The 12985-nt window shown below is 54.7% G+C and carries 15 protein-coding genes; 9 read left to right on the top strand and 6 right to left on the bottom strand.

Annotated features, from left to right (window positions below):
* Window positions 1–9: 9 nt before the first annotated feature.
* The 3 genes from NST08_RS02780 (at window position 10) to NST08_RS02770 (ending at window position 2317) form a co-directional block, all read left to right on the top strand.
* Complete coding sequence (locus NST08_RS02780; RefSeq protein WP_341341424.1) at window positions 10–1170, top strand: copper amine oxidase N-terminal domain-containing protein; 1161 nt, start codon at window positions 10–12, stop codon at window positions 1168–1170.
* 174 nt (window positions 1171–1344) lie between these two features.
* The gene (locus NST08_RS02775) at window positions 1345–1722 is read left to right on the top strand and encodes a cytochrome-c oxidase (protein WP_251536027.1); all 378 of its coding nucleotides are present in this window, start codon (window positions 1345–1347) and stop codon (window positions 1720–1722) included.
* Between the two features lie 184 nt (window positions 1723–1906).
* Window positions 1907–2317: a hypothetical protein gene (locus NST08_RS02770; protein WP_251536029.1), complete on the top strand. Its 411-nt coding sequence runs from the start codon at window positions 1907–1909 to the stop codon at window positions 2315–2317.
* A gap of 226 nt (window positions 2318–2543) precedes the next feature.
* Here the strand turns inward: NST08_RS02770 and NST08_RS02765 are convergent, their stop codons facing one another.
* The 3 genes from NST08_RS02765 to NST08_RS02755 all read right to left on the bottom strand — a co-directional run bounded on the left by NST08_RS02765 (window position 2544) and on the right by NST08_RS02755 (window position 4917).
* Entirely contained in the window at window positions 2544–3941 is a 1398-nt protein-coding gene (locus NST08_RS02765; RefSeq protein WP_341341423.1) for a DUF4179 domain-containing protein, read from the bottom strand.
* Window positions 3934–4464 carry a sigma-70 family RNA polymerase sigma factor gene (locus NST08_RS02760; RefSeq protein WP_213613151.1) on the bottom strand — a complete coding sequence of 177 codons (531 nt, stop codon included), beginning with the start codon at window positions 4462–4464 and terminating at the stop codon, window positions 3934–3936. The genes NST08_RS02765 and NST08_RS02760 overlap by 8 nt, the downstream gene beginning before the upstream one ends.
* A 264-nt stretch (window positions 4465–4728) precedes the next feature.
* Window positions 4729–4917 carry a hypothetical protein gene (locus NST08_RS02755; protein ID WP_007130498.1) on the bottom strand — a complete coding sequence of 63 codons (189 nt, stop codon included), beginning with the start codon at window positions 4915–4917 and terminating at the stop codon, window positions 4729–4731.
* Between the two features lie 242 nt (window positions 4918–5159).
* On the opposite strand from NST08_RS02755, the gene NST08_RS02750 reads away from it, so the two are divergent.
* The 3 genes from NST08_RS02750 (at window position 5160) to NST08_RS02740 (ending at window position 7158) form a co-directional block, all read left to right on the top strand.
* Window positions 5160–5885, top strand: a complete 726-nt coding sequence (locus NST08_RS02750) for an MBL fold metallo-hydrolase (RefSeq protein WP_341341422.1) — start codon at window positions 5160–5162, stop codon at window positions 5883–5885.
* A complete protein-coding gene (locus NST08_RS02745) occupies window positions 5882–6454 on the top strand; it encodes a TetR/AcrR family transcriptional regulator (protein WP_007130500.1) in 573 nt (190 codons plus the stop codon). The genes NST08_RS02750 and NST08_RS02745 overlap by 4 nt, the downstream gene beginning before the upstream one ends.
* Window positions 6455–6666: 212 nt before the next feature.
* Complete coding sequence (locus NST08_RS02740) at window positions 6667–7158, top strand: CcdC family protein (RefSeq protein ID WP_007130501.1); 492 nt, start codon at window positions 6667–6669, stop codon at window positions 7156–7158.
* Window positions 7159–7278: 120 nt separating this feature from the next.
* Here NST08_RS02740 and NST08_RS02735 read toward each other — a convergent pair whose 3' ends face one another.
* A complete protein-coding gene (locus tag NST08_RS02735) occupies window positions 7279–8292 on the bottom strand; it encodes an NADP-dependent oxidoreductase (RefSeq protein WP_007130502.1) in 1014 nt (337 codons plus the stop codon).
* Window positions 8293–8441: 149 nt separating this feature from the next.
* Window positions 8442–8702, bottom strand: a complete 261-nt coding sequence (locus tag NST08_RS02730; protein ID WP_007130503.1) for a metal-sensitive transcriptional regulator — start codon at window positions 8700–8702, stop codon at window positions 8442–8444.
* Window positions 8703–9133: 431 nt separating this feature from the next.
* On the opposite strand from NST08_RS02730, the gene NST08_RS02725 reads away from it, so the two are divergent.
* The 3 genes from NST08_RS02725 to NST08_RS02715 all read left to right on the top strand — a co-directional run bounded on the left by NST08_RS02725 (window position 9134) and on the right by NST08_RS02715 (window position 12447).
* Entirely contained in the window at window positions 9134–10882 is a 1749-nt protein-coding gene (locus NST08_RS02725; RefSeq protein WP_007130504.1) for an alpha-glycosidase, read from the top strand.
* Window positions 10883–11099: 217 nt separating this feature from the next.
* Window positions 11100–11855, top strand: a complete 756-nt coding sequence (locus NST08_RS02720) for an alpha/beta fold hydrolase (RefSeq protein WP_341341421.1) — start codon at window positions 11100–11102, stop codon at window positions 11853–11855.
* Window positions 11856–11862: 7 nt separating this feature from the next.
* Entirely contained in the window at window positions 11863–12447 is a 585-nt protein-coding gene (locus tag NST08_RS02715) for a TetR/AcrR family transcriptional regulator (RefSeq protein WP_007130506.1), read from the top strand.
* 229 nt (window positions 12448–12676) lie between these two features.
* On the opposite strand, the gene NST08_RS02710 is transcribed toward NST08_RS02715, so the two are convergent.
* Window positions 12677–12811, bottom strand: a complete 135-nt coding sequence (locus NST08_RS02710) for a hypothetical protein (RefSeq protein ID WP_260842868.1) — start codon at window positions 12809–12811, stop codon at window positions 12677–12679.
* Between the last annotated feature and the right edge of the window lie 174 nt (window positions 12812–12985).

Below are 12985 nucleotides of genomic sequence, written 5' to 3'. Positions count from 1 at the left end.
GACAGTAACTTGTACAAAAAAATCAGCCTTCTCGCCATTGCCTTCCTTCTGCTGTTCGGCGGTGCTGCCCAGGCCGTGCAGGCGAAGGAACAAAGCCGTATCCGCGTGTACCTGGACGGCCAGGAAATCAAGTTCCAGGCCCCGCCGATCATGAAGAACGGGGTAACCTACGTCCAATTCCGGCCGCTGTTTCAGGCACTGAACTACACGGTTGGATGGGATGGAGCCAAGAAGCAAATTACGGGGACATACATCGATCAAAAGCTGCAGATGACGCTCGGCCAGTCCGTAGCTTATGTCAACAGCGTGAAGAGCAAGCTTCCGGGCGCTCCGTTTACTCAAGGAGGCAACACGCTCGTTCCGCTGCGGTTCGTCGCGGAAGCGACCGGCCTGCCGGTCAAATGGGATGCCAAGGCGCGCACGATCAAGATCGACCGCCAAGGGCCGACCGCCAAGGCGAAAGCCGATATCGAGAAGCTGTACCGCACGCTGGATGCGGCCGAGAATGCCAAGGATCTCGCCAAGGCCAAAACGGTATATCATCCGCAATCCCCGCTTCTGGCAGGACTTGACGAATATTATAAGGATCAATTCCAATTTGACCTTAACGTATCCAGCGAGGTATCGGACGTCATGCTTGCGGGCACAACGGCTGAAGCGTTCGTCTCCACGACCGTCCAGCGCGTCTCGGGGCCCTTCACTTGGGACACTACGATCTACAGCTATAACTACTTCAAGAAGGACGCCTCCGGCGTTTGGAAGCTCGCGTTCCCGGGTGAGTACGAGCAGGAATACAACGTCTCCGATGAATTCCTTGCCTCCCGGGCTAACGTGCCTGAAGCGGAGCTGAAGGCGATTCAGGATGTGATCGATACCCAGTACAAGGGCTTCAACACCGAGAATGGCCCGCTGCTGATGTCTGTCATTCACCCGAACTCCGAATATTATGAGCTGTTCCAGGGCAGCATCGCAGACGGCATCTTCGATGAGCTGAACTTCAACCTGAAGGCCGAGGTGACCCATCCTCTCTTCTACGACGGGGAGGACGCGGTCTTGTATATCGAGGAAAGCGATGATGCCGACGGCGATATGATATCTACCACCTATCTATACTGGCTGACGAAGTCGGAAGGCAAGTGGATGATCTATGATGTGCTCGAGTTGGAATAATAGAATTCTTATTAAACCTGCTTGCCCGGCCTATGAATCGGGCACATGCTTAACCGGCGGTTCCCTACGGAATCGCCGGTTTTCTATTTTGGATAGATAAATCCCGCCTTCCTTCGGTTCTACTTCGCCGCAGCGGACATATATCATAGTAGTTATCCATGAAGGGGGCCTATTATGGGAATCAAACTCATCAAAATTGCAGCCGTCTATTTCGTCATCGGTGTCCTGCTCGGCATGTATATGTCGATCTCCCACAGCTATACCTACAGCTCGATTCACGCGCACATCAACCTGCTCGGCTGGGCGTCTTTGGCTCTGGCAGGGATCGTTTATTATCTGTTCCCCGCCGCAGGGGAGTCAGCCGCAGGGAAGGTTCATTTCTGGCTTCATAACATCGGCCTGCCCATCATGATGATCGGTCTGTTCCTGCTGATGAGCGGAACCGAATCGGTCGAGCCGGTCGTCGCAGTAGGCGGAGTCTTGGTCACGCTTGGTATTCTGGCTTTCCTGTATAACGTGTTGACAAATGTCCGGGAAGGTGCAAGACGGTAGGAGTTGTTCTTGGCCGAGCGAAGCTGCACGGGCCATCCAAGGAATGCGGCTTCAACGCAGAATGCCCCTTGGATGACCCGTTTTTTCGTGCCGGGCGGGCAGCCTGTCATGGTCCGTGTGGGTCACCTCCACCAAGTTTTGGGTAAGGATAGGTACCGTTCTCTTCGAAGGAGGCATCCAAGACATGTTGACCAATACTGAAGTACACGTCACCTTCCGCTGTCGCAAGTGCGGCTGCGAAGTAGAGGCCTATTTCCATAAGGAACCGTTCATCACGGTTCACTGTCCGCGCTGCGAGCACAGCTACTCCCTCATGCGGCCGACCATTGGGGAAGAAATACTCCTCGATTGGGAGAAGGAGGCCGTCTTCCACAAGATTCGGGCCGACCAGTCCGAACGGGACAAGCTCGAGCTTACGCTCCTGGTGATTAAAGTCGCCGAGCTGCTGACCTGGAAGGACGAGGGGAACGGCCACGTCCGGGCTATTGAAACGCTGCGGCAGTGGCTGCTGCTGAACGGCGTGCCGAAACCGCTCATCGAGCTGTTCGACGCCAAGCGTCCGGAAGGAAGCTCGCCGACCGAACGCAGGAAGTAGATCGATTGAGATAATGATACAAAAAGCCCCCCGGGAAATCCCGGAGGGCTTCGTCATTTTGGGGGCGGGAAAAAAGGCAGGCCGTATGCACCCGCAGCCGAGCGTCGGCTTGCGACTGCACCGGGAGCAGAGCATGGGCAGAGACTGCACCGTGAGCATCGTGGAGCTTCCAAGCTGCACCGAACGCACTTCTCGGGGTCCCGACTTGAACTGCCGATCGAGCCCGTTACTGGATCGGTACTTCGATCGCCTGCTCGATGACGCCGGGAAAGCTGCTGACGTCAAAGGTCAGCGGCTGCGGATAATCCTCCGGCTCCAGATACAGGTACAGCGTCGTACGCCGGTAGCCGTTTCCCGCGGTCGATTCCGCATTGGTCCTGGAGCCTTCCGCTTCATTAAATGCATGTCGCTTTCCTTTCCCATCCGTAAAACCCAGAGAGTCGATGGAGACTGCTCCATGATTGAAATCGCGTTCTTCATATTTTAGCGATAGCGTATATTTATCCTTGCTCTTCGTATAGTCTCCGAACTGAATACGATCCTCCGGCGAGCTCAGCACCTTCTTCTGCTTAACGTCCACGACGATCTGCATCTCCTCTTGGTTTACAGCTTGCATCCCTCCAGCCTTCAAAACGAGTGTGTCCGGCTGATCAAGTGCATCGCTCTCAAAGAAATACGTCATGTCTCCTTGAGCACCCGGCATCCACGTCAGGGGATTGCCGAGCTGCACGGCAGAGGAACCTTCTTTGCTGGACTCGATATACGGCTGGAACAGTCCGGACACCTTCATCGAATTTTCTCTTGAAATATTTGCCTTCACTGTGATGCCCGACGGCGACAGTACGGCCTCCTTAAGCGTCATGGTCTGCCCCTGGATTTCAATCACTCGGTTTAACGGCACGGTGCTCGTAAACCGTCTCATCGTTTCCAGATCGAGGCTCAGGTCCATCTCCATGACCTCCTCATCCGGGGACTTCCTGCTGTACACCGTATTCGTCGAGTACGGGGCTACCGCGACGGCGAAGGTGACTGATTCAGGTATTGGAGTACTTTCATCAAAATAATAATTCACCTGTTTCGTCGACATACCTGTCTCAAGAAACGACCCGCCTCCAGTGCTGGATCCGTATGACAACTTATAGTCAGAGCCCGGCTGCTTCAGCTCTTCCCGGAGCACCATTGCCTTCCGGCCTGAGTGATTCTCTATCGTGTAGAAGACCTGCAGCCGCTGAGGCCCCGTCAGTACACCTTGAACAGTGACTGTGTACTCGCCTGATGACTTGGATTGGTTCACAGGCTGAATCAAGCCATGCCGATTCGCCGTGCTAGCCGTAATATCGCCCGCGATATCGAATCCTGTCAGCGGCGGATACAGCCCTTGGGCGAGCTGCGGCGAGGGTCCCGGCGTGCTGCCGCCTCCCCAAAGGGTCAGCAGCAGCACGGCGGCGGCAGCGATGACCACGGCAGAAGCAGCGCGAAGGCGATACCGCTTCTTCCCTCTCCGCTCCCCCGCTCGAATCCCGCTCCGAATCGCCGAATCCAGCGCCTCATCGGGCACCATCATGGATTCCTTCTCCGTTTCATGCTTCATTTCAGCAAGCAGCCGCTCTTCCTTCTCAAACATGGAATAAGGCACCTCCCGGCTCCCCGATTTTCTGCCGCAGCAGCTTTAGTCCCTGATGGATCCGCGTCTTAACCGTGCCCTCAGGGCAGTCCAGAATGCCGGCGATTTCGGGTACGGTCATGTCTTGATAGTATTTAAGAATCAGCACATGCCGGTATTTGGGCTTCATCCGGCTTAACGCACGCTCCAAATCCAGCTTGCTGTCATGGATCATCTCGAACATCGTCCCGGATTCCAGCACATGCTCCACCGGCACCGTTCGCGCTTTTCGCTTTTGCTCATCGATGCAGCAATGAATCAAGATCCGAATCAGCCACGGAACGAACGCTTCCGGCTGCTTAAGCTTCCGGCGCTTCATCCATGCCCGGCACACCGTCTCCTGTAGCGCCTCCAGCGCATCAATCTCATTATGCAGATAGCTGTACGCGATCCCGTATAACCGTCTCCGGTGCTTTGCGACAAGCGTGTAAAACGCTTCCTCATCCCCCCGGCATGCAGCCAGCGCAAGCTCTTTCTCGTCCATCCGCCGCTCCTTCCCCCCATGAATCCTGCAGCTTTTGTATAAAGTGTCACATTTGCAAAATTCGATTCCGGCCGCTCCCGGGTACAATAAATTACGAACTCAACCGTTCGCTCGATTTATTGCTCTGTTTGAAAGTTGCCCTTTAAATTCTTGCAAAATCCTCACTATAGTAAAGACCGTACAGCATCGGGAATCGTTTTATTATTTTGAAAAAGACAGCAAAAAAGCCTGTCCGGCGGTCGGACAGGCGAATACGGCCATCTGCTAGCTTCTTCTGCGGCCCTTATATAAATAATGATAGCCTAAGTAAGCAATTCCGCACAGCAACAGCAAGAGCGCCGAGAACCAGATGACCGGAAGCAGATACGGCGCATGCTCGCTGGCCACGTACAGCAGCACTGCCGAGAAGGTATACATCAGCATCAACAGAACGATACGCTTGAAAAAGTCCATCTCGTCCGCCCTCTCACCCTTTGCATAAATGTTTAAAAATAATCTACATTTTTTTCCGGAATATCTATTCTTTATGGTAACGTATACGCTATAAAATTGCACTCAAATTTTGGTAAAATTATAAATTTTTTAGTGTCGCATCTTGCATGTTCAAGAAATATTTAAAATCAGGCTTGCTAAAACTAATGATATTAGTTAATATACTAACATAATTAGTTTTGAGCGAGAGGGGATTGATTTCCATGTTAACCCGCACGATCGAACAGGTTACCCAAGTTTCGTTTCTGCCCCGCCTATTTCCCGTTAATGTCTATCTCGTTGAAGAAAATGACGGCTTGACGCTGATTGATGCCGGCATGCCGTTTTCCGAGAAAGGCATCCTCGAAGCCGCAGCGGCGATCGGAAAGCCGATTACGCGCATCCTGTTAACCCATGCCCACGATGACCATATCGGCGCCCTCGACGGGCTGAAGAAGGCGCTGCCTCAGGCCGCCGTCTATATCTCCAGGCGGGATGCGCAGCTGCTCGCAGGCAATCGGGATCTGCTCCCGGGCGAGCCGCAAACCGCGATCCGCGGCGGTGTGCCTAAGCCTAAAGCGGTAAAGGCGGTGCCGGATGTACTGCTTGAGGACGGCGACAGCGTCGGCTCGCTTAAAGCGCTCGCGTCGCCTGGCCACACGCCGGGACATATGGCGTTTCTGGACCAGCGCAGCGGCATTCTGATCGCCGGGGACGCCTGGCAGACCCGCGGCGGGCTGGCAGTCTCCGGCGTGCTCCGCCCGTGGTTCCCTTTCCCGGCAATGGCAACCTGGAGCAAGGAGCTGGCTCTGTCGACCGCGATTGCCCATGCAGCGCTTCAGCCGGCCGTGCTGGCCGTCGGGCATGGTCCGATGATTACACAGCCGGAGGCGCGCATGCAGCGTGCAATTGAAGAGGCGCAAAGACGCATCGGGAGGGCTGCGCAATGAGTCCAAGACCCGGCATTGATCGCCACCAGCTCCTACAGGCCGCGGCGGAGCTCGCCGACCAGGGCGGCTTCCACTCCGTTACGCTGGCCGCGCTGGCCGGGCGGCTAGGCGTCAGATCCCCGTCGCTGTATAACCATGTCGACGGGCTTCCCGGCCTGCATGCCGCTTTAACGCAGTATGGCCTCCAGATTCTGCATGAGCGGCTGCTGAAGGCTGTCGCCGGCCGTTCCGGCGAGGAGGCTCTTCGACACGTTTGCATCGCCTATGTCGAGTTCGCCAGAACGCACCCCGGCCTATATGAGGCCGCTCTTCAGCCGATCCAACCCGACCATGCGGACACGAAGCAGATCGGCGATGACATTGTCGGGCTGCTGCTGCAGGTGCTCGCCCACTACGGACTTGAAGAAGCCGAGGCGCTGCACTCGGTCCGGACGCTCCGAAGCCTGTGCCACGGCTTTTCCTCCCTGGAACGGGGAGGCCAGTTTGCCATGGATCTGTCCCTGGACGAAAGCCTCGCGTACATGATCCAGATATTCATCCAGGGACTGAACGCACAGCGCAGAGACTGAACGTTCATTCAGACTCCACTTCCTCTCCGTGTGCCTGTCCAGGCGGCGCAGTACAATGATAGCTCCCGCCCGATGTCTCGCGAACCGGTGGACGGACAACTAAGCTTGCGACAGCTTCTCTCGCCCCTCATTTTGCCTGTCATGAGAATATGCTATAATCAAGGAACAGAATATAGCCATCTCATCTTACTTAGGGAAAGAGGTTCTGAATTGTGGTTGATTTCAATTCCCCAATTCTTCAAATAGGCTCCACGGTCGCGATGCTCGTCATGGCCTTGACGGTGATATTCATTCGGATGAAGGCCAGCCACCGGCCGGTAACCGTTAGGAAGATCATTATTCCGCCGCTCGCGATGAGCACAGGATTTCTGATGTTCGTGGAGAAGCAGGTGCGAATCCCGATATGGTGGGGGATCATCGCATTTCTTGTCGGCTGGTTTATCTTCTCCTATCCGCTCATTCGGAGCACCCGGTTCGAGAAGGTGGACGGGCAGATCTTCATGCAGAAGTCTCGCAGCTTTGTCTACATCCTGCTTGGCCTGCTGGCCTTCAGGCTCCTGCTGCACGGGTATATTGAGCAGCATATTTCCATTCCGCAGACCGCGGCGCTGTTCTTCCTGCTCGCATACGGAATGATCGTACACTGGCGCATCTCCATGTACCGCCAGTATCAGCAAATCACGGGCCCCGAAGCGGCCATGTGAGACAGGGCGTGTCACGAAAAAAAGAGTGCCGATCGCACGGTGCAAGGGCTCTTCTTTGAGCCAAGCCTTTGTGCGGCCGCCACTCTTTTTTCTATTTGCCGGATGCCCGAATCCAATGGGTCAATTCTGCTCCTCGCTTACTTTCACCAGCTGTTTTCCGAGATTCTCCCCGCTGAACAGCCCCAGGAACGCCTCCGGCGTATTCTCGAAGCCTTCGATGATATTCTCGGCATACTTAATCTTTCCGTCCCGCAGCCACTCGGCCAGCTCGTGAAGCGCTTCATTGTACCGGCTCTGATAATCGCCGACGAGAAATCCCTTCATCAAGGCCGTATTGGTCAGCAGCAGGCTTTGAATCCGCGGACCCGTATCCGGCTTCTCCAGATTGTACAGCGCAATTTGTCCGCAAATCGGAATGCGCGCATTTTTGTTAATCAGACGCAGCACCGCATCGGAGACTTCCCCGCCGACGTTATCGAAGTAAATGTCCACGCCGTCGGGACAAGCCTCCCGAAGCTCATCCTCAAACGTCTCCGAGCGATAATTCAGAGCCGCGTCAAAACCCAGCTCCTCCGTTAAATACCTTATCTTCTCATCCGATCCGGCAATGCCGATCACCCGGGTTCCCTTAATCTTGGCGATCTGTCCAACGATCATGCCGACGGCCCCGGCGGCCCCGGATATAACGACGGTCTCGCCAGCCTGGGGCTGGCCGATGTCGAGGAGCCCGAAGTACGCCGTCAAGCCGGTCATCCCGAGCACGCCCAGTGCGGTCGATACGGGAGCCAGCTCCGGATTGATCTTGCGCAGTGTGGATGAGCTCACAACCGCGTATCTCCGCCAGCCCCAATTGCCTGCAACGAAATCGCCTTCCCGAAATCCCGGGTGCGTGGATTCCATGACCTGGCCGACCGCGCCGCCCTGAATGACCTCGCCCACCTCATAAGGCTTGACGTAGCTTTTCGCTTCGCTCATTCTTCCCCGCATATACGGGTCAACCGAAAGATACACCGTCCGCACCAGCACTTCGCCGGCCTGCGGAACAGGCATGGGCTGTTCCTCGAACGCAAAATCCGCCTGATTCGGCATCCCTTGCGGACGCTTGGCCAGAATAATTTGCTCATTGACAGACATCTGAGTACCCTCCTTTAAGAAGTCATTACATTTATTTACCCATTTTGTCCGATCCTGATCCATTTCATGAACCACTCGCAGCAAATTAACATTTAAGACACAGTGCCCCCCGCTTCTCCCCTTCTCACCGCTTGGGATTGCCGGGAGGCCTACCTGCTCTTGACGAGGAGGTTCACCGCTTCTTGCACGAGCTTCTCGGTATTCTCGCCGTCCAACTCGGCCTTGCGCACGCAATCCACCAGATTGGCGCTGACCACGACACCAATCGTGCGGTCGATCGCCGTTCGGGCAGCCGTTAATTGCGTAATGACCTCCCGGCAATCCTTCGCCTCCTCCATCATTTTCAATATCCCCCGAAGCTGTCCCTCAATCCGCTTCACGCGGTTCTTCACCTGATCATCGTAATGCATTCTTTGTCATCCCCTTTATCGTTTATCCGTCCAGGCTTGTCCCTCTTCTTCTAATTATAGCATCATTCATGCCCCTGAAACCCGCAATCATACCCGTACTGGCACAGGCACGGTACTATGATTGGCTGCTGAAACTTGATTGTTCCCGGCTTAGGGCTTGTATCGTCGCAGACCGCATGGTATATTTTTAGCAGAGTCATCAAATTCATAATTTAAAGGCAATGTTATCTTACTTGAGGTTTTGCACAAATCCATAGTTCAATCATCAATATAGAGATCGAAACGGTTTAATTCGTCTGTATATTGTGGCCCTGAAGCGGCTGGAATCGGATTTTGCAAAATCCCCTACTTACAAAAGGTACAACCTCGGCTATTTTTTAGTCCTGGGTGTGCCTTTTTTTAATTTTATCAATCAAGGGAGGAATTTATCGATGTTCTTGGAAGCCATTTATCATCGCCCGCGCAAAAACTGGTCCTACGCCTATGACGGAACGACCGTCCACCTCAGAATCCGTACGAAAAAGGATGATCTCACCGAAGTCTACGCGCTTGCCGGCGATAAATACATGTGGGATCAGACGATGGAATACATTCCGATGACCAAGCTGGCCACGGATGAGCTGTTCGACTATTGGGAGTGCGAGGCTACGCCGCCATACCGCCGCCTGAAATACGGCTTCCTGCTCCAGAAGGGGCAGGAGAAGCGCTGGATGACGGAATATGACTTCCTGACGGAGCCGCCGGCTAATCCGGATCGTCTGTTCGAGTACCCGTTCATTAACCCGGATGACGTATTCCAGCCGCCGGCTTGGGTGAAGGACGCCGTATTCTATCAGATTTTCCCTGAGCGTTTCGCAAACGGCGACCCGGGCAACGATCCGGAAGGCGCACTGCCATGGGGAAGCGCAGAGCCGACGCCGAACAACTTCTTCGGCGGTGACCTCCAAGGGGTGATCGATCATTTGGATCATCTGAGCGAGCTTGGCGTCAACGCGATCTATTTCACGCCGCTGTTTAAGGCAACGACCAACCATAAATACGATACGGAAGACTATTTGGAAATCGACCCTCAGTTCGGGGATAAAGATACGCTGAAGAAGCTGGTGGACCTGTGCCACGCGCGGGGGATCCGCGTCCTGCTGGATGCGGTCTTCAACCATTCCGGCAGAACGTTCGCGCCATTCGTGGACGTGCAGAAGAACGGTGAAAAATCGAAATACAAGGACTGGTTCTATATCCGTTCCCTGCCGCTTGAAGTGGTGGACGGCATCCCGACATACGATACCTTCGCCTTCGAGCCGCTCATGCCGAAGCTGAACACGGAGAATCCGGAGGTGCGGGCTTACCTCCTGAAGGCTGCCGAATACTGGATCAAAGAGACAGGCATCGACGGCTGGCGCCTGGACGTTGCCAACGAGGTCGGACACAGCTTCTGGCGCGAATTCCGTCAGGTCGTGAAAAAAGCCAATCCTGACGCCTACATCCTGGGTGAAGTATGGCACGAGTCCTCCATCTGGCTCGAAGGGGACCAGTTCGACGCCGTCATGAACTATCCGTTCACGAATGCGGTGCTGGACTTCTTCATTAACCGCACTGCGGATGCGGAGAAGTTCTCCTTCATGCTGGGCAAGCAGCTTGCGGGCTACCCGAGACAGGCAAGCGAAGTGATGTTCAATCTGCTGGACAGCCACGATACCGCGAGACTGCTGACACAGGCCGGCGGCGACAAGCGCCTGATGAAGCTTGCGGCCATGTTCCAGTTCACTTATTTCGGCACCCCTTGCATTTACTATGGCGACGAAATCGGCATGGACGGCGGACACGATCCGGGCTGCCGCAAATGCATGGAGTGGGATGAGACCAAGCACGACAAGGATCTGTTCACGTTCTACCAGACCCTCATCAAGCTGCGTAAGTCCCATCCGGCGCTGCGCACAGGCTCCTTCAAGTTCCTGCAGGCGGAGAAGAACGGCGGCAAGCTTGCCTACCTGCGGGAGGACGACAACGAAACGATCATCGTGGCGGTCAACAACGATAGAGCCGGCAATACCATTTCCTTGCCTGTGCAGCACCAGCAATGGACCAACCTGTGGAACGGTCAATCGCTTAGCGCGAAGCAAGGCCAGCTGACCGTGAAGCTGCCTGCGTACGGGTTTGCGATTTTGAAGGCCCAGCAATAATTCATATTCTACAATAAGAGATGCAGCTCCCTTCGAGCACCGTGCTTACGGCTCGGGGGGAGCTTTTTGAATGCCGGCGCCCGTGGTTTCGGTGTCAATTTTTCGTTGATAGGTGATCGTATTCCTCTGTTTTTTTCTATTGACTAACCAGTCAACCAATAATAAAATAAACGCATCGGCCGATCCATATTTCGGAAAATGAATGGAGGGTGTTCACATGGATTTGTATTACGAGATTCACGGCAAGGGGAAGCCGATCTTGATGATTCACAGCGGCGGCGCCGATTCGCGGGACTGGAGCCTCATCACGCCGCTGCTCCAAGATCGCTTTCAAGTGATTGCGATGGACGGTAGAGGAATCGGCAACTCCCCTTCTCCTGTCGGGCAGCCCAACTATATTCTTGATGTACTGTCCCTGCTCGACTACCTTAACCTTCCGCAGGCCGCCATCGTCGGCCACTCCATGGGCGGCCAGATTGCCACCGAATTCGCGATCCATTATCCTGAAAGAGTATCGGAGTTAGTCCTGATCGCACCTGCCTTATCCGGCTATCCGTATTCCGATGAATTCCAGGACTATATGAAACACGTGGGCGAAGCCGCTCCGGACGTAGAGCTGATGATTGAGCGTTCGATCGGCGCCCCGTCCTATGAGGTGGCCAGGAACAGCCCCCAGCGGGAGCTCATGGTTGACATGCTGCGCCGCCATTTCTTGCGTACTTTTACGTGGCCTGCCGCCGCCTTTGCGCCGATCTGGCCGACGCCGCCTGCCTACGAGCGGCTCGAAGAGATTCAGACCAGAACGCTATTCATCATCGGAGACCAGGAACTTCCTGATAACCTGCTGGTCGCCGAAAGCTTTCAGAGAGTTCCGGATATCCGATTCGTCAGGATAACAGGGGCCGATCATATGGTCACGCTGACTCATCCTGAAGCTGTATCTCAGCATATTACCGATTTTGTGGAGGACTGAAGGATTCATGCCGCGGACACCTAGCGAGAACGAACGCATTCGACAAATGGCGAAAGCCAACATTTTGGAGGCCGCGATGGACTTGTTTATCCGCCAAGGCTACCACGCCACCTCCATCAGCGATGTAGCCCGCCATGCCGGGATATCCAAAGGCCTTATGTATAATTACTTTCAAGGCAAGGAGGAGCTGCTCGCCACGATGGTAACGGAACGCATCGGGGCCATCGCGCAAGTCATGCAGGATGCAGCTGCGCTCACCGAACCTATTGAGCAGCTGAAGTTCATTATCGGGCACGCGATCGACAGCGTCTACCAAAAGCCGGAGGAGCACCGGTTCTATCTCCATCTCCAGACTCAGCCCGAAGCTGATCAGGAGCTGATCAAGTACAGCAGGCTCCTCGTAGAGGAAGCGGCGCGGCAGTTCGAGCTCCAGTGCAGGATATTCGAGCGGCTCGGCGTCGCCGAACCGCGCAAGCGCTCGCTTTATTTTTCCTCTACGCTCCAAGGCATCATGCTCATGATCTCCACCTATCCCCAGCAATTTCCGATCGAGGAGATCAAGGCGCAGATGCTGGACGAATTCCGCCGCTAGCAACCCTATTGCCGCCATACCGCTCTGTGCTGAAATGCAGTGGGCATGCTTCATCCATTGAAATGCCTGTGTGTTGTTTTCATGCTTTTGTGGTATACTTTGGTTAAAGATGCGTAAACTTAAAAAGCCGCGATGCTGGACACATCGCGACTTCTAACAAAGGCCGGTGGGCGACCACGGCGAGGATTTCACAATTCAATGAAAAGCCACCGGATAGCTAGGCGCCAACCTATTCCCGGTGGCTTTTCTTGTTTGGCCGCGATCGTTTCCGGGAGGCGTTAACTAAAGCATTCAGGCCAGTAATAATGCCGACCAGCTTTAGCATTCCGTCCAGGAGCTTGAGCGTCAATTCAAGAAGGGACACGGCGTCACCCCCTTTCGGGTTAGCTTCGCCGCGTCACTCCCACCGGTTACCTTGTCTCTTCAATTATACCATAATTCCCCTGGTAGAACTTTTATTTCCGTCGCTTGAACGCATAGGACAGTTTGTCGCTCATATCTTGCCTGATTGATACTATATTTCCCTCTTCCTTCATGC

The sequence above is a fragment of the Paenibacillus sp. FSL K6-1566 genome (assembly GCF_038050475.1).
Classification (GTDB): domain Bacteria; phylum Bacillota; class Bacilli; order Paenibacillales; family Paenibacillaceae; genus Paenibacillus_AQ; species Paenibacillus_AQ lactis.
The sequence above is the reverse complement of the archived record's forward strand: the minus strand, read 5'-3'. Positions and strand labels throughout refer to the sequence as shown.

Coding starts and splice junctions, on each gene's coding strand:
- NST08_RS02760 (WP_213613151.1), bottom strand. CDS start 4,464: ATGGACGAGAAAGAGCTTGCGCTGGCTGCATGCCGGGGGGATGAGGAA.
- NST08_RS02715 (WP_007130506.1), top strand. CDS start 11,863: ATGCCGCGGACACCTAGCGAGAACGAACGCATTCGACAAATGGCGAAA.
- NST08_RS02770 (WP_251536029.1), top strand. CDS start 1,907: ATGTTGACCAATACTGAAGTACACGTCACCTTCCGCTGTCGCAAGTGC.
- NST08_RS02725 (WP_007130504.1), top strand. CDS start 9,134: ATGTTCTTGGAAGCCATTTATCATCGCCCGCGCAAAAACTGGTCCTAC.
- NST08_RS02750 (WP_341341422.1), top strand. CDS start 5,160: ATGTTAACCCGCACGATCGAACAGGTTACCCAAGTTTCGTTTCTGCCC.
- NST08_RS02775 (WP_251536027.1), top strand. CDS start 1,345: ATGGGAATCAAACTCATCAAAATTGCAGCCGTCTATTTCGTCATCGGT.
- NST08_RS02755 (WP_007130498.1), bottom strand. CDS start 4,917: ATGGACTTTTTCAAGCGTATCGTTCTGTTGATGCTGATGTATACCTTC.
- NST08_RS02745 (WP_007130500.1), top strand. CDS start 5,882: ATGAGTCCAAGACCCGGCATTGATCGCCACCAGCTCCTACAGGCCGCG.
- NST08_RS02765 (WP_341341423.1), bottom strand. CDS start 3,941: ATGTTTGAGAAGGAAGAGCGGCTGCTTGCTGAAATGAAGCATGAAACG.
- NST08_RS02730 (WP_007130503.1), bottom strand. CDS start 8,702: ATGCATTACGATGATCAGGTGAAGAACCGCGTGAAGCGGATTGAGGGA.
- NST08_RS02720 (WP_341341421.1), top strand. CDS start 11,100: ATGGATTTGTATTACGAGATTCACGGCAAGGGGAAGCCGATCTTGATG.
- NST08_RS02735 (WP_007130502.1), bottom strand. CDS start 8,292: ATGTCTGTCAATGAGCAAATTATTCTGGCCAAGCGTCCGCAAGGGATG.